At 48.0% G+C, this 16,304-nt stretch carries 14 protein-coding genes; 10 read left to right on the top strand and 4 right to left on the bottom strand.

Going from position 1 to position 16,304, the window contains the following annotated elements:
• The first annotated feature begins 255 nt into the window (after positions 1 to 255).
• The 7 genes from BSAG_RS15525 (at position 256) to BSAG_RS0222995 (ending at position 9,655) form a co-directional block, all read left to right on the top strand.
• Positions 256 to 3,414, top strand: coding sequence for a SusC/RagA family TonB-linked outer membrane protein (locus tag BSAG_RS15525; protein ID WP_004312655.1), 3,159 nt, complete (start codon positions 256 to 258; stop codon positions 3,412 to 3,414).
• An 18-nt stretch (positions 3,415 to 3,432) separates the two neighbouring features.
• Positions 3,433 to 5,325: a RagB/SusD family nutrient uptake outer membrane protein gene (locus BSAG_RS15530; RefSeq protein WP_004312654.1), complete on the top strand. Its 1,893-nt coding sequence runs from the start codon at positions 3,433 to 3,435 to the stop codon at positions 5,323 to 5,325.
• A 43-nt stretch (positions 5,326 to 5,368) separates the two neighbouring features.
• Positions 5,369 to 6,130 carry a glycerophosphodiester phosphodiesterase family protein gene (locus BSAG_RS15535; protein WP_004308129.1) on the top strand — a complete coding sequence of 254 codons (762 nt, stop codon included), beginning with the start codon at positions 5,369 to 5,371 and terminating at the stop codon, positions 6,128 to 6,130.
• 971 nt (positions 6,131 to 7,101) lie between these two features.
• Positions 7,102 to 7,452, top strand: coding sequence for a reverse transcriptase N-terminal domain-containing protein (locus BSAG_RS0223010; protein ID WP_004308130.1), 351 nt, complete (start codon positions 7,102 to 7,104; stop codon positions 7,450 to 7,452).
• The gene (locus BSAG_RS0223005) at positions 7,430 to 7,627 is read left to right on the top strand and encodes a reverse transcriptase domain-containing protein (RefSeq protein WP_008775183.1); all 198 of its coding nucleotides are present in this window, start codon (positions 7,430 to 7,432) and stop codon (positions 7,625 to 7,627) included. The genes BSAG_RS0223010 and BSAG_RS0223005 overlap by 23 nt, the downstream gene beginning before the upstream one ends.
• Positions 7,628 to 7,747: 120 nt before the next feature.
• Positions 7,748 to 8,038, top strand: a complete 291-nt coding sequence (locus BSAG_RS0223000) for a helix-turn-helix domain-containing protein (RefSeq protein ID WP_008771115.1) — start codon at positions 7,748 to 7,750, stop codon at positions 8,036 to 8,038.
• 336 nt (positions 8,039 to 8,374) lie between these two features.
• Positions 8,375 to 9,655: a fimbrillin family protein gene (locus tag BSAG_RS0222995; RefSeq protein ID WP_004312653.1), complete on the top strand. Its 1,281-nt coding sequence runs from the start codon at positions 8,375 to 8,377 to the stop codon at positions 9,653 to 9,655.
• Here BSAG_RS0222995 and BSAG_RS25570 read toward each other — a convergent pair.
• Entirely contained in the window at positions 9,652 to 9,903 is a 252-nt protein-coding gene (locus BSAG_RS25570) for a hypothetical protein (RefSeq protein ID WP_232286470.1), read from the bottom strand. The genes BSAG_RS0222995 and BSAG_RS25570 overlap by 4 nt on opposite strands.
• Before the next feature lie 22 nt (positions 9,904 to 9,925).
• Between BSAG_RS25570 and BSAG_RS25565 the strand changes: the two genes are divergently transcribed.
• Complete coding sequence (locus BSAG_RS25565) at positions 9,926 to 10,189, top strand: fimbrillin family protein (protein ID WP_225483525.1); 264 nt, start codon at positions 9,926 to 9,928, stop codon at positions 10,187 to 10,189.
• Between the two features lie 14 nt (positions 10,190 to 10,203).
• The gene (locus BSAG_RS15545) at positions 10,204 to 10,683 is read left to right on the top strand and encodes a DUF1566 domain-containing protein (protein ID WP_224262685.1); all 480 of its coding nucleotides are present in this window, start codon (positions 10,204 to 10,206) and stop codon (positions 10,681 to 10,683) included.
• 91 nt (positions 10,684 to 10,774) lie between these two features.
• On the opposite strand, the gene BSAG_RS25560 is transcribed toward BSAG_RS15545, so the two are convergent.
• The gene (locus BSAG_RS25560; RefSeq protein WP_158567747.1) at positions 10,775 to 10,912 is read right to left on the bottom strand and encodes a hypothetical protein; all 138 of its coding nucleotides are present in this window, start codon (positions 10,910 to 10,912) and stop codon (positions 10,775 to 10,777) included.
• Between the two features lie 69 nt (positions 10,913 to 10,981).
• On the opposite strand from BSAG_RS25560, the gene BSAG_RS25555 reads away from it, so the two are divergent.
• On the top strand, positions 10,982 to 11,155 hold the full coding sequence (locus BSAG_RS25555; protein WP_004308133.1) for a hypothetical protein: 174 nt from the start codon (positions 10,982 to 10,984) through the stop codon (positions 11,153 to 11,155).
• Positions 11,156 to 11,252: 97 nt separating this feature from the next.
• Here the strand turns inward: BSAG_RS25555 and BSAG_RS15550 are convergent, their stop codons facing one another.
• The gene (locus tag BSAG_RS15550; protein WP_008771512.1) at positions 11,253 to 15,218 is read right to left on the bottom strand and encodes a hybrid sensor histidine kinase/response regulator transcription factor; all 3,966 of its coding nucleotides are present in this window, start codon (positions 15,216 to 15,218) and stop codon (positions 11,253 to 11,255) included.
• Positions 15,219 to 15,413: 195 nt separating this feature from the next.
• Positions 15,414 to 15,584 carry a hypothetical protein gene (locus BSAG_RS25225; protein WP_008643590.1) on the bottom strand — a complete coding sequence of 57 codons (171 nt, stop codon included), beginning with the start codon at positions 15,582 to 15,584 and terminating at the stop codon, positions 15,414 to 15,416.
• Positions 15,585 to 16,304 lie beyond the last annotated feature (720 nt).

The raw sequence follows: 16,304 nt of genomic DNA, 5'->3' as shown, positions 1-16,304 counted from the left end.
CAGCCTTCGGGCGGAAGAGAGAGTTGTTTTCCTATCGTATATATAAACGATTCTTAGTTTGAGAATTTGTACTGTAATTTATATAAAGTCAAAGAAATAATTATAAAATAAATTGCACACACAATGAATAATAGAAAAGAAAATGAACAGAGTTGTATAGTAATGAATAAAAAAGAGGGTACATCGTGCATTACGACACACCTCCCTGTATTTCAGAGAAAAATCTACACTACTAATCAAAAAATCTATTGATATATGAACTGTAAAGTAAAACAAGGATGCCTTACCAGCGAAAGCTGTTGCATCCTGTTATGGTTAGCCTTCACATTATTTCCCGTTTCCGTTGTAACGGCGGCAGATAATAGAAAGATCGACGAGAGCCAGCAAAAAGAAGTAAAAGCAGAAACGAAAGGATATGTGGGAGACGAAAACGGAGAGCCTGTTATTGGAGCTACCGTATTGGAAAGTGGAACGCAGAACGGGGTTATAACAGATGTGGACGGTATATTCACTATACAGTTGGCAAAGAACGCATCATTGACCATTTCATATGTTGGGTACCAGAAGAAAACGGTAGTGGTAAAAGATAAGAAGTTCATTTCCGTTAATTTGACTCCGGACAGGAGTATGATGCTGGATGAAGTGGTCGTGGTCGGTTTTGGCAAACAAAAGAAAGAATCCCTCGTGGGAGCTGTGCAGGCAGTGAAGCCGGAAGACCTGAAGATGACATCCAGTAATCTTAGTACTTCATTTGCCGGGAACGTTCCAGGTATCATCGCCGTACAAACACAGGGTGAACCAGGCTCTGATGAGGCGAAATTCTATATACGTGGTATATCAACTTTTGGTTCGAATACCTCACCGCTGATCATACTTGACGGTGTGGAAATCAACGCTACGATGATGAACAATATTCCTCCAGAATCTATCGCGTCGTTTTCTGTGCTGAAAGATGCTACGGCAACGTCCCTATACGGCTCACGGGGGGCTAACGGAGTTATCATCGTTACTACCAAGCAAGGACAGCTTTCCGAGAAAATGTCTGTAGATATCCGCTTTGATAATACTTTCTCCATGCCTACCTATGTGCAGAAAATGGCAGATGGCCCGACTTACATGGATATGTATAATGAAGCCGTTTATAATCAGGCTATTTCCAATAACCAAGAGTATGAGCCTTTCTATAGCCGGGATAAGATAGATAAAACACGTGCCAATGCAAATCCCTACCTGTTCCCAAACAATGACTGGTACAGTATGTTGTTCAAAGACTTCACCGTTAATCAGAATTTGAATATCTCCATCAAGGGCGGAAGCAAAAATGTGGATTACTTCCTGAATGCTGGAATCTTCTATGAAAATGGTATCATCCGGCAACCCAAGGAAGATAAGCTTGATGTGGGTATGCGCAACAAGAAATACCTGTTTCAGAGTAATGTGACAGCCCGTGTTACCTCTACGACGAAAGTGGGGCTAAATATGAATACGCAGTTGTTCTACCACCATGCCCCCAAAACAAGTACCCGGAATTTGTTCGCCTATTCCATGCATGGGAATCCCGTACGTTTTCCTGCTACACTTCCTGCTGAACCAGGGGATACATACATCCGCTACGGTAGCAATGATCCGTGGGATGTGGGAAAATCAGAGCCGAATCCTTACGCCAAATTGAGTGAAGGTTATACGGAACGAAATTATGTCTATATGACGACCGCTTTCAATCTCGAACAGGACTTGAAGTTTGTCACACCAGGGTTAAAACTCACCGGACTGGCATCTTTCTATAATTACAGTTTTAACTGGCTGGATCATTGGATTGTACCTTTCTACTATAAAGTATCTGATGACTATACGATGGATGATCAGGGAAACTACCTTTATAAGACTTCGACTATCGGTGAGCCGGGAGAACCTTATCTGAAGAGCAATTCCGGGCGTGATCCGACAGAGAGTGTCTGGTCTTTACAGGGAGCGCTGGACTACTCACGCCAGTTTGGTGGACATGATGTGGGAGCTACCCTTGTTTACCACATGAAAGAAACCAAGAAAGTGAAGGACGGCGGAGCTGAAAAAGATCTTCTTCCTTACCGTGAGCAAGGGATGGCCGGACGTCTGACCTACAGTTTTGGTCAGCGTTACCTGCTTGAGGCTACCTTTGGTTATAATGGCTCGGAGAATTTCAGAAGCGGGCATCGTTTCGGATTCTTCCCTGCGATTGCCCTAGGATGGACTATTTCTAATGAAAAGTTTTTCCAACCGTTAAAAAAAACAGTTTCCACTCTGAAAATCCGAGCTACTTATGGATTGACCGGAAATGATGCGCTTGCCACTCGCTTTCCCTATGTAACAGAAGTCAGTATGAATAATAATTTGGATTGGTGGACTGGTAGCGGTACCCGCGTGAATGGGCCGCTTGTAAATATTTATGGTAATGCGAACGCTACATGGGAGAAATCGAAAAAGCTGAATTTAGGTGTCGATATGACCCTTCTTGAATCTATGGATATAACCATTGATTATTTCAAGGAAGACCGTAGTGGAATTTTTATGCAACGTTCGTCCGTCCCTTCAACAATGGGAGTGACAGGTATGCTGCCTTATGCCAACATTGGCTCGGTAAAGAATAAGGGTGTGGATATGAGTGTAGCATACAGCAAAGTAATTGGCAAAGATTGGGTGCTCCGCCTGAACGGTAGTCTGACCTATGCACATAATGAGATTACGGAGATAGACGAACCGGTGAATGTAGAACCCTATTCTTCAAGAATCGGACACCCGATAAACAGTATTATGGGATATGTGTCTGACGGATTGTTTACTTCTCAGGAGGAAATAGACAGATCTCCCAAACAGTCGTTCGGAAATTATACGGTGGGAGATATTAAATATAAAGATCTGAATGGTGATAACGTGGTGAATGGTTATGACAGGACGATTATCGGCAATCCTGAAATTCCGGAGATTATCTATGGTTTTGGAGGAACGTTGAAGTATAAAAAGTGGGATTTGTCTCTGTTTTTCCAGGGAGTGGCCAAAGTCAGTTTAATGATGAGCGATATTCATCCGTTCAGCGAAGCGGGCCATAAAGGATATAACATTGCACAGTATATCGTTGATGACCACTGGTCGGAAAGCAATAATGTAGCCGGTGCCGCCTATCCCCGATTATCACCCGAATTTATCACGAACAATGCGCAAACCAGCACTTATTACCTACGTAACGCAGCTTTCCTGCGCCTGAAGAATGCCGAACTGGGCTATTCCTTCTTCCCGTGGCTGCGTGTGTATGCAGCAGGTACTAATTTGCTGACATTCTCTCCGTTCAGTACCTGGGATCCTGAAATGGGAAGTGGGAATGGTTTGAAATATCCGCTACAGCGCACGGTCAAGATCGGGATTCAGTTTCATTATTAATTAAGAACAGAATAAGTTATGAAAAATATATATACAAAGTTATGCCTGTCGGCAATCGGCTGTTTAATGATGGCATCATGTGATTTTCTTGATGTGGTTCCGCAAGGTACTGCTACCGTGGATGATATCTACCGGACACAATATCAGGCTGAAGGAATGGTACTGTCTTGCTACGCGAATATCCCTAACTATTTCCATCCCCAACAATTTCCTGATTTTACCGGAGGAAACGAAATCATAACGAGCAAAGGAGGAACAACGCGCTGGTTTCATTTCCGCAGTCTGGTTTATGGGGAAGAATCCCCAACAACGACTTATTACTCATTATGGAGCAATACAGCAAAATCTTATCCGCAGGGTGCTGTGAAGAAAGCAGTATGGGAAAGTATCCGCAATTGCTATAATGTGCTTAATAATCTGGATAGGGTATCGGACATTACCCCCGAAAACCTGAGCTGGTGGAAAGGTGAAGTGCTGTTTTTGATCGGGTATTATCATCAGATCATGCTGGAGTACTATGGACCGATAGTTATTATTGACAAGGAAATACCAATGGAAAGTTCTCCGGCCGAGATGATGACCTCCCGTTCTCCTTATGATACATGTGTCGATTTCATTGCCAATAAATATTCGGAAGCAGCTAGATTACTTCCTGGCGTATGGGATTCAAGTAAGAGAAACAGGGCTACCTCTTCTGCTGCCTTGGCTTTCAAGGCTCGGCTGTTGCTTTATGCCGCCTCGCCGTTAGTCAATGGGAATAGTGAGTTTTATTCCGACTTTAAAAACCCCGACGGCACTTTTCTGATTAACCAGACTTATGACCGGGAAAAGTGGAAGAGAGCGATGGATGCTGCCAAAGAGGCCATAGACCTTTGCGAAGAGAACGGTTACAAACTTTATGGAAATTCGACCAATGACTTGGAGCAAGGGAAGAAAAACTATCATGAAGCCTTTGTCGGTGATGGGATCAGTGGTAGCGGATTTAACTGGAATGAAGTCCTGTTTGGCTTTGCTGAACAGGGAACTATTTCCTACTGTATCAAGAATATGGCTCCTCGTGTTGAATTTACAAGTTATTCGACCAAAGGTTTTAGAGGGTCCTTATTCCCGACGTGGGATTGTGTGAGTAGGTATTATACCAAGAACGGTCTACCTTGGGCAGATGACCCCGAGACTAAGAAGCTTGATCCGTATTCCATTGCACCAGGTGATAGTACGGTACGTTTTCACAGGAATCGTGATCCGCGCTTTTATGCCTCTATTGGCTTTGATCGTGGAAATTATGACGTGCAGGGAAAGACAATAGTGCTCAAATGCAGACGTGGTGAAATGCAGCAGAATAATGGCAATGCCAAGGATGAGTATCAAACGGACAACGGTTATTATTGTCAGAAATGGGTGTCTAAATATGATACCTATAATAGGACTACCGATCAAATAACCTACAACCGTTGGTGCTTTCCTTATATGCGTCTGGCCGAACTCTATCTGAGTTATGCAGAAGCGGATTTCGAATATAGCGGCACACTGAGTACTGCCAGTCTGTCCTATTTGAATAAAGTACGTGAACGTTGCGGATTACCTACCTTTGCAGATTCATGGGCAAAAGCCGGTGGTATTCCTTCAGGAGAGAAGTTGCGCGAAATATTACATGATGAACGCTCCATTGAATTGGCTATGGAAGGCAGACGTTTCCATGATATGCGCCGTTGGAAAATTGCCCATACTGAAATGATGCGTTATCAGAAATCCTGGACATTATCCGGAAAAACCGCTGATAGTTTTTATAAACTTACGGACATGAAAGAAACCGGCGTTCGTAATTTTACCGCTCCCAAGAACTATTGGCTTGCTATTCCACAAGATCAGATAGAAGTAAATCCCAATCTAGTGCAGAATCCGGGATACTAGAGAATCAGCTCTTATATAACTAACAATTAGAGGAAAGGACAAAATGAAAAAGGTAATGTGTTTATTGGCAATTATGTTTATGATTGCCAATACTTCGGCACAAACACGGGTGATTGCCCATCGTGGTTTCTGGAAAACCCAAGGATCAGCACAGAATAGCATTACATCTTTGTTGAAAGCGGATTCTATAGGATGTTATGGTTCGGAGTTTGATGTCTGGCTGACAAAAGATAATGGTTTGGTGGTTAGCCATGATGGGATTATTCAAGGGCATAAGGTTGAAGAGTCCACTCTGAAGGAATTAACCGGGTTATGGTTAGCGAATGGAGAATGCGTACCCTCCTTAAAAGAGCTTCTGGAAACAGCTAAGCGGAAAACATCTTTGAAGCTGGTGCTGGAGTTGAAAGCTCATAGTAAACCCGAACGGGAGATAAAAGCTGTTGAAGAGATCGTTTCGATGATAAAGAAGATGGGACTCGAACCCCGGATGATATATATCACCTTTTCGTCTCACGCATTAAAGGAACTGATCCGTCAGGCTCCCACAAGCACTCCTGTATATTATCTGAAAGGGGACTTATCTCCACAACAACTGAAAGAATTGGGTAGTGCCGGACCGGATTATCACTTCTCTGAATTTTACCGTTATACCGATTGGATTGAAAGTTGCCATGCCTTGGGGCTAAAAGTGAATGTATGGACGGTTAATAAAAAAGAGGACATGCAATACTTTTGGGATAAAGTCGACTTTATCACTACAGATGAGCCGTTGGGACTGTTGAAAGATATAATGAAGGTCAAATAGATATATTTTCTGAGATAATGTATAGTCCAACTGATTACCTTTAATAATCTGTTGATTATTTATGTTTTTGGAAAATGAGTTTCAAGTTTTCAAACGACTGTTCATGTTGATACAGTTGAATGCTGATTGAAAACAAAACAATAGCGGAAACAATGAATGTCAATCTTGTATAAGAAGGCAAACGTCCAAATTTATAGTTCAGCTCCATTAATCGAACTGAATAGGGGTATTTATTAAATAATATAAAATTAGCCAACTAATTCATAGCCAAATTATTGCGAATTAGTTGGCCTTTTTGTATCTTTAGGTATTCCGTGCGACAAGAAGTCGTACAAGTAATTGTTCAGCACTGTGCCTGAACCTATTGTTCTGTCAATAGTAGTCTAAAGAGGCGTGCTTTACCAGTCATGGTTTAGTGCGAAGCCCTCTTGACAATGCAGTCCTTTACAGAAATATCCAATGTATAGGCTGTTAGGCTGACTGATATGAGTAACATATGTGAATCGCTACACCATCGTAATAAAGAAATAGCTTACGGATATTTATAAGCTATAGCCAAAAGGTGGGTAGTCAGGATAGTCTTTTGGGAATGTAAGGCTACACGGACATCATACTGGCGGTGGAGGGGCGGGCTCTAAGTCGGGCGTCAGTTACTTGTACGGAACTTGGTAAACCCGTATTTCTCCTGTCTATGTCAGGCAGGTAAGCCAATTGCAAGAAAAGCCGAATGTGGTGCGGGTAAAGGATTGCGGAGAAAGTGAATGATTCTGTGTAATGCGGAGGATAGAGGTTTAAACATCACCCCATGCGAAATCAGGCAGACTTCCGCAGGGTAATTCTTTGTGAAACGATTGTAGAACTTTAATAAAATGAAGAAACTGCAAATGAGCAAGGCAAAAGCCGAGTGTGCATCTTTAACCGTACGAAACACGACATGAAAAGATATCGATTCTTCCAAATATGAGCGTAAAGTGAGAAAACTGCAGGTCCGAATAGCAAAGGCCCACAAAGAAAAGAGGTACAACAAGGTAAAGGCCTTACGGTACCTACTTGCCACTTCCTACGAAGCCAAGGCATTGGCGATAAGGAAAGTAACTTCCAATAAAGGTAAACGTACGGCAGGGGTTGACCATATGAAGTGGGACACTGATGCCAAGAAAATAGAAGCTATATGTTTATTGAAAAGGAGAGGATATAAGGCCTTCCCGCTGAGGAAGGTCAACATAGCCAAAGCAAATGGCAAGACAAGATCTTTGGGAATACCAACCATGAAGGACAGAGCCGTGCAGGATATATCTTATGGCTTTAGAACTTATAACTGAAAGTGAAGCGGATGCGAACTCATATGGGTTCAGAAAGTTTAGAAGTACTGCGGATGCAATAGACGCACTTCATAGATGGTTGAGTAGAGACTGTTTACCACAATGGATACTGGAAGGTGACATTAAGGGTTGTTTTGATCATATTAATCATGAATGGCTTCTCAACAATGTGTAGATTGACAGGCTGGTATTAAGGAGATGGCTGAAAAGCGGAGTAGTATTTAATTGCAAAGTATCAATAGATACGCTACACTTTTTCTTTTCGTTGGCAAATCTTAATCCGTATCTTCGTTGCATGAAAGAAGATATACGGATGCGCCAAAAATGGCTTGAGCTATACGTCGAAACGGGTTCTGTGACAAAAACTGCCCTTCGGTGCGGGATTACCCGTTCCACGTTATACCGTTGGATAAATTGCGAGAAAGAACAAGGCAAGTCGGAATTGTCCGATAAGTCTAAACGTTCATCAAGACTTGCCAATATGAAGATAACACCTGAAATTGAAACCATTATCCTTAATCTGTGCGTGAGACAAGAAGATGGGGAGCGCAACGGATTGCCAACTATCTGCTTAGGAAGAGAATAAAGCTCTCAGGCATGACGGTGTGGCGTGTGTTGAAAAGCATCAGGTCAAAGCTGTTGTGAAACGTTGCGAGAAATTTATTTCTTCTTCCAGCCGATTTTTTCCATCGGCAACATCCGGATAACCATATACCCCCGCCGTTGTTCATAGCGGCAGGAAAAACATGCCTGACGGCGATACGTGACGCACGGCATTCAAACCCTCTATTCCAACGTGAAACTGACCGCAGAGAGGGATGCCGCCACGGGCGACCTCGTGTGGAAGTCCAAGGACAACACGACACTTGTGGGGGGATTGTCGGATGAGCACTACTACCTCTACTATCCCTACTAAACGGATATGAGCGGAAAGACTGCCACTCCCACAGGCTCAGCCTTGACCGACACGGAATTCTTCGCCCCGTTGGTTTCCGCTTGGCAGCCTCAGGACGACCAAAGTACTCATGCGGCATATACCGCCTCCGACTTGATGACTGCCGAAGGCTCCGCAACGACAGGGGAAGACAACACCCTCCACCTCTCTTTCACCATGAACCATCGTATGGCATTGGCCGTCATCGAGATGCCGAATACCGTTAAATACAAGTTTACCGACGAGAGGATTCCTGATTACGCCGTGTCACCCGCCACTACATTCTCTGGCATTGCCCAGCCGCTGCGCGTGAACGATGGTACATACCGCTACTTGGTGAATCACGCGACTCCCGCACCGACTATCGAAGGACATTATGACGAGGGAAGCAAGGAGTTCACCATAACCCCGTCCGGCCTTTCTACCGGCAGTTACAAGAGATACAAGGTGGACGGCGCGGTGACAACTGTAAAGGACTACACGATGCAACGGGGAGATTACCTGCTCGCCGACGGCAACCTGCTGCCTAAGGGTACTACCCTGACCGAGGAGCAGAAGGCAAGCGTGGCGCCCATCGTCTTCTGGACACCGGCAGAGACCAATCCTGAAGGACGGATCACGCCGGCGTCTCTGGATTTCGACAAGATTATGGTGAAAGAACATCCCAATTGCACCCATGGCCTTGCCGTGTCGATTAAAGATGCTCCGGGCAACGTCTCGTGGCAAAACGTTAACGACTGGGTGGCGGATTTTCAAAGAGGAACAGATTTCAATCCTGTCGATAAGGATGAGTACGTAAACATTGCCACTGGTTTCGATGCGACCGGCAACATAAACAGGATACTCGGTTACCAGAACACGAAAGTGCTGTGGGCGTATAACGGATATTGCAAGACAAACGGCAAAACCGATGCCTTGGTCAATCCTGCTGAGGTCCTGAAAACATTTATCGCAAATAATCCAGCCCCGGCAAACAGCACCGGATGGTTCTTGCCGTCGGTAAAGGAACTGCACATGCTATGTTATAAGGATGTCGATAATATTGCGTACACACGGGACAACACAGAGACGAGGGATATAGTCGAAGTCTCCATCTCCGCCGTTGGCGGTGACGCATTGTCACCGCGCAATAACCATAAACGTTTCTGGTCTTCTTCGGAGAGCCCCAGTAATAAGAATGGCGCTTTTAGCGTGTATTTCTACAATGCCTTCGCACAGCTCAGCGAAAAGGACGGCGCACTCAATGTGCGTGCCGTGTGCGCTTTCTAACCACATAAAACAAAGAAAAATAACGATGTGAAAGGAACAGGATATTCCGGACGATGGATGCGCATCAGCGGCTGGTAGCCGATGTTGATGCTCGCGGGCGGGCTACTCGTCTCTTGCGGCAAGATGGAAACGGGAGAATCTACTACACGTTTACCCGATGGCAAGTACCCATTGCGACTGACAGCGGAGGTGGCGCAACCGCACCCCCGTGCCGGCGGCAAGGAGATAGGAGTGATGCTGGATGGCATGCTCAGCCTCCAAAGGTACGTAATGGACGCCTCGGGCAATACTGTCCCAAAGGATGCTGAAAACACCATTTACCGGAAGAGCACTACCGAGACATGTGTCACGGCACGGACTCCGAATGCCGATATCGACCAAAGTGGCGGGTATGCCGGCTTCGGCCTTCTATACGTCACCGTAGTGGGAGGTTATGACCAAGCCGTCAGCCTCCGTTTCAACCACCGCATGGCAAAAGTAGAGTTCACGCTCATGGCGGGCGAAGGTGTCACGGAGGAAAAACGAATGAAATAGACGTGGTGCAGACGGTGCCGGGCAACACCTGGATTGATGGCGGCGAGGAGAATGTGGCGGTAGCCAAAACAATACACTACACTGCCGATGAAGTGAAGGCTGGGGACTACATCTATTCGGGCAGGAGCACTTCGGACGGCGGACTGCGCAAACGCTATCCCAATGGGAAAGCTCAGGTCATCGCAGACCCGAAGCCGCAATCCGTAGCGGGCAAGACGGTCGCCGGTGTCGTCTTCTGTATACCGAAAGACACTGACCCCACAGGCAGACTAACCCCAGCCCGACTTACTGATGATAAGATTATGATGAAAGATTTTCCGAATGCCGAAATTTGGAATTATATAGTCAACCCATCCCTCGTCGCTGCCGGCGGTCCGACGCCAATTTATACCACCTCTTACTGGTCGTCTACGGAGGCATATTATAGCCCTAACAATGCATATGCCATACACTTTCCAGATGCCACTCTGGAAAGTAATGATAAGTACTTATAAAGTTAGGTTTCTGGCCGTGTGCGCTTTTTAATCACATTAAAGAAAGAAACTGTAGCAAAGCATTCTACATTCGATTCCGGCGGCGGTGCTCCTATCGCTTGCCGCCTGTACGCAAGAAGAGCTCCCGGGCAACCAAGACAAGGCGCAGCAACTTACTTTCTCCGTTACCGATGGTGGATATACGTCGGCTGTTCGCAAAACCACCCGTACTGTGGAGAATGGCTGCCAAACCAAGTTTTCCGAAGGCGGGGCCTGCGGCCTATACGTGGTGCGGGGCACTCAAACAGTCTATTCCAACGTGAAACTGACAGCCGAGAGGGATGCCGACACGGGCGGTCTCGTATGGAAAACTGAAAGTCCGACACCGCTCACAGGCGGGCTGTTGGACGAACACTATTATTTCTACTATCCCTATCAGGCACGAGCCTCAATACTGGGGCAGGGCGGCTGTTCGCCTTCATCATTACGGTGAACGAGTTAACCGTGCCCGGCTTGTCGGTGCGGAGCGAAACATACACCATCTCCGACAATAAGGCCTGCCATATCCTGGAGTCTGTCTGCCCGTGATGTTATCCTCTCATCGAATTCCTGTACTCACTCGGGCTCATTCCATAGTACTTCCTGAACACCTCCCTGAAATATCTGACATCGGAGAACCCCGAGTCATCCGAGATTTCCGTTATCGAACAGTCTTTTTCCCTGAGCAGTTGTGCCGCATATTGCAGCCGCATGGAGCGGATATAGTCAGCCGGGGCATGGCCGGTGAGCGCCTTCAACTTGTTGAAAAATCCGGTGCGGCTCATGTTCTGCATGCCACAGAGCATGTCCACACAGAAACCGGGGTTGTCGATATTCTTCATGACGCATTCCCTTACGGAGGCCATGAATTTCCAGTCCCGGGTATTGTGGCAGTCCGGCGGAACCTGTCCGACTCCGTCCTCAAGACCGGCGTATGCCCGTCTGAGCAGTGCCCGGTTTGCCAGTATGTTCCTGATATTCGCCCTGAGCACGTTTATGCTAAACGGTTTGGTGATATAGGCGTCAGCTCCGTTTTCCAGCCCCTCCAGCATGTCCTTCTCATCTCCCAAGGCGGTCAGCAGCATGACCGGGATATGGGATGTCTCAATATCGGATTTGACGGACGCGCAAAGTTCGTCCCCTCCCATTTCAGGCATCATAACGTCCGAAAGTATCAGGTCCGGATTGTATTCTCTCGCCACAAGCAGCGCGTCCCGTCCGTTGGAACAGGTTTGGACCAGGTATTCCTCTTTCAGCAGCCCCTCAAGGTAGGTCCGCAAATCGTCATTGTCCTCCACAATAAGAATACGCTGCCGGTCCCCGCCGGTCATTGTTGGAAGGATCTCACGCATGGGGCCGCAATCCGGTCCCATGCGGGTTTCCCCGGTATCCTGTTTCCTGGGCGAAGCAACGGGGCATGCCTTGTCAAGGCGTCTGCTCCTCAGGGGAAAAATAACACATACCATGGTCCCCTTCCCCTCGGTACTGGTAACGCGGACCCTGCCTCCGTGCAGCCTTACCAGCCTATGTACCATCATCAGTCCGACACCGTTTCCCGCCACTTGCAGATTGACGGCATTACTGCCCCTGAAATGGTTCCTGAACAGTTTCTTCCGTTCCTCAGGTGGAATGCCAATCCCCGTGTCTTCCACTTCCACACCCCATACATGCCGGTCCGCGAAGGCACGGACCTGGATACTCCCGCCCCGTGGAGTGTACTTCAGTGCGTTGGACAGTATATTCTTCAATATAGAGTCCATTTTGTCCTTGTCAAACCGGACATTCAGGTAAGGGAAGCCGCTCTCACGGGTGATATCGATGTCCCTGATGGAGGCATATGTGCGGAATGCCTCACAGGTCGTCTCCAGATAACTGTTGAGCTCATATTCCGAGACATGAAGTCTCAAGGTGTAGTTGTCCGTACTCTCGAAAGCTATCAGGCTGGTGACCAATCCCAGAAGTCCGTCCACGCTTTTCAGGGCCATCCGTACATTGTCCATCCCCTCCGCCTTCACCATGTCTTTCTCCACCACCTCTTCCAGCGGAGCCTTGATCAGCGTAAGCGGAGTACGGACATCATGGGCAGTATGTATGAAGAAGCACGTCTTTTCGTCTGATATCCTTTTCTGCCTGCGCAACATGGCAACGCGAAAAGACACCACCCCAGCCAACACACACAATGACGCATATCCGGCAATGGCCCATGTACCCGCCCACAGCGGCCGGGCGACACTCAGACCGAGGCTTCTTTCCTCATACACCTTGTATTTCTCCTCATTGGAGACGGCACGGATACGCAGGGTGTAGTTGCCTGGGGGCAGGCTCGTGAACTGTATCCGCCCGCTCTGGACCGGATGGCTCCAGCCCTCGTAGAGCCCCTCCAATTTCCATGAATATAGGATGTTCGAGGGATAGTCGTAGTTGATGGAGACAGCTTCCAGGGAGAAGGTATTCTGGTCATATGCAAGTTCCAGCCTGACGGTATTGTCAATATCCTCCCTCAAGGGGGATCCCTTGTCCCCGGGATAGACGGGGCGGTAGGAGATCATGAAATCCCGCAGGAGCATCCGAGAAAAATGCGGGGCGGGTATCCTCATGTCGGAGGGGAACATGACGGCTCCGGTGTTACTCCCGAACACGAAGCTTTCCCCGTGCCGGAAAGTGGATACCCCGGCATTGAGGCATACGCTTGCCAGCCCTTGTTCTGCCGTCCAGTTTCTGAAAGTGCCGCTCTCACGCCGGAACAGGGCCACGCTGTTTTCGGTCCCCAGTAGCAGGGTGCCGTCCGCACGGGGGACAATGGTATGGATGTTATTGGATATCAGGGCGCAGTTCTCGGTCTGGTATTGGCGGACGAACCTGTCCTCCACGCTGTCATAGACGAGAAGTCCCGCCCCGCCGGTGCCGATATACAGGAGCCCGTCCGGTGCCTGGTACAGTGCATAGACATGAACCGCCTCGACTGGAAAGGCGATATGTCTGCAGGTCCCCCCGTGCCCGTCAAGCAGGTACAACCCCATGCCGGTACCGATCCACATCCATTCCGGAGCCTTCTCCAGTATGGCGGTGATGGGGCCCGGGACCGGGTACAGGCGTACTGTGCCGTCATGGGGATCGAAACGTTTGAGATTGTGGCAGCCCCCTGTCCATATACATCCTCCGGAATCTTTTCCGATGTCATTGATATACTGGTCTGGACGCCCCTCTGCTGCAAAGGAGGGGGGAAAGTATTCCACCCTCCCGGTTTTCTTTTCGATCCTGTACAGGCCCGAAGCGTACCCGCCGGCGCAGATGACACCCGGCGAGACCTCGCAGAGCGTCAGGAAGATATGGTTCCCGCCATCCTGTATCCCATCGGACCGGCTGAGAAAGGAGCGCCACCGTCCTACCGCAGGCTGCAGCAGGCTGATCCCGTTGCTGGTGGCGAACCACAAGTCGCCTTCGCTGTCTTCGATGACATCGTGCACCTGGTCGTTAACCAGCGACCGGCTGTTGCCCGGTGAGTGCCGGAACCATTCATAGCTCTGGTAGCGGTTATTCCGGATTGTGACTCCGGCGGGGTAGTTGGCAAGCCAGATACGGTCCCCGCCATCCACATAAATGTCATTGATATTGTCTCCGTTCATGCCGTTGTGGCTGGCGTAGTCGGCGGTTATATAGGGTTTGGGCACTAGCGAGTCCACATCCATCCTGTATACCCCCCTTCCGCCCGTGGCTATCAGCAGCTCCCGGTCATTGAGAGGGGTGATCCGGTTGACGGCCACATTCCGCAGCGTACTGCCTGCGGACACTCCGTATACAAGTATGCCCTTCCTGAAGGTTCCCACGAACAGTTTCTTCGAACCGGGGTGGTAGTAGAGTTCGCTGACCGGCGTCCGGATGCTGTCCGTGTCCGCAAGCGCCTCAAGGACACCGTCCCTTTCCCGTACCGGAAAAAGTCCGTTCACGGTACCGATGAAAAGGTTTGTACCGTCCGTCTCGCTGATAGCGGTTATATCACCTCTTAAACGGGAGACCAGCCGCTGCGCAATGCCTGTGCGGGTGTCATAGCGGATGATATGGTCACCCTGACAGAGCCATATGCGGTCCCCACGGTCCATATAGGCGTAACAGAGCATGCCCGTGGCGAAGTCATCCTGAAGACCGGGTATCCTGTATACCATCCGGAAACGGTCATGGAGGGTGTCGTAATGGAAAATACGACCTTTCCTTCCCACAACCCACAGCGTGTTCTCCGTGTCGGTGTAGAGCCAGTTCAGATTGACTTGCGGGGCCACCTTCAGATTGCCGTCAAGAACAGTGTAATGCCTGATCCGCTTGCCGTCATAACGGTCCATCCCCTCCTGGGTGAGGAACCACATGTATCCCCTCCCGTCTTTTTGGATACGGTAAATCCTCCGGTTACTCAATCCGTCCTCTATTCCCAAGTATTTATATATCTGGGCTCCGCACATGGAGGAAATTCCCAGCATGAGGAATGCGGACAGTATTCTTCCCATATTCCGAACACGTGTCATTCTGATGTAAATTAGACAACAACTGTTGCAAATATATAAAAATATAAATTAATATACAAATTTAAACATAACCTCGGATGTCGGCATCAGGCGGTATGTCCTCAATGTCATGTACCCCGGAAAATAGCTGCATACGGGACCGGCCCATGATATGAACATATTCCGAGAGGCGGTTGTTCAATTGACCCGACGGAATTATGGCTTGCCGGGCTCGGGACTGTCCGCAAGGGTACGTTGGTCCGGTGTGCGGAATACCATCCATACCTCCGGTCCGAATTTATATCCGCGGGTGGTACAGGTGCCGGTCGAGGTTTGGCAGCCCCCAATAAAGCGGGCCGAATTGTTTGTAAGCACTCTTACCCTCATGCCCGATTTATAGATAATCTTCCAACAGTAAGAAGTTATAATTCGCATTTAAGAACAATGGCGGGCATTTCTTGTTAATATTATAATCATATAAAAGAGGCGCATCCGTTAGTGCCAGATTTGTTCACCACTTTCATCGTTGCGTATCGTATTGCGAGTTGTCCGTATCAGATGTTTATCCCCTCTTTCTTAAGACTTCCTGAGAACTGCCTGGGAAAGGACGGCTTTCCGCATTGCGACTTCATCCACAGCCCTTGGCGGTATAGCCATGCCTTTCACGGGGACTACGGTTGATTCATGCGACACAGCAGATTCCGGTGCTATAACAGGGTTGCCTACATACTTGTGCCTCTTTTCAGCTTGCTGTCCAGGTCCGAGTTGCGCACTTTACCCGCAGGTTGGACGGTTGTACATAACAATATTGATCTTTTGGGGGGCTAAAAGTCGAATATCCCCTTAAAAACAAGGAGCTGACGCATGTGTACAGCCCCTTATTTTTTTGTATAGCCCGGCCTCCTCTGGCATATTGCCGTTGCTTCCATCTGTAACAAGCAAAATCAGAATCTATATGCGGAACTTTTTGTTCCCGTAGCTGAGAAATTCCTTCGTGGCGTATTTCACACTGAATGGTCCGTAGTCACCGAGAGCCGAATGCGCAATTTGCTTGTCCGGTTCTGTCACATGCTCGACAGGTTCTCCCGTAGTATCAGTATCCTTGTA

It is taken from the genome of Bacteroides sp. D1, assembly GCF_000157095.2.
Lineage (GTDB): Bacteria > Bacteroidota > Bacteroidia > Bacteroidales > Bacteroidaceae > Bacteroides > Bacteroides xylanisolvens.
Note: the sequence above shows the minus strand (reverse complement) of the source record. Positions and strands in the feature narration are given on the sequence as shown.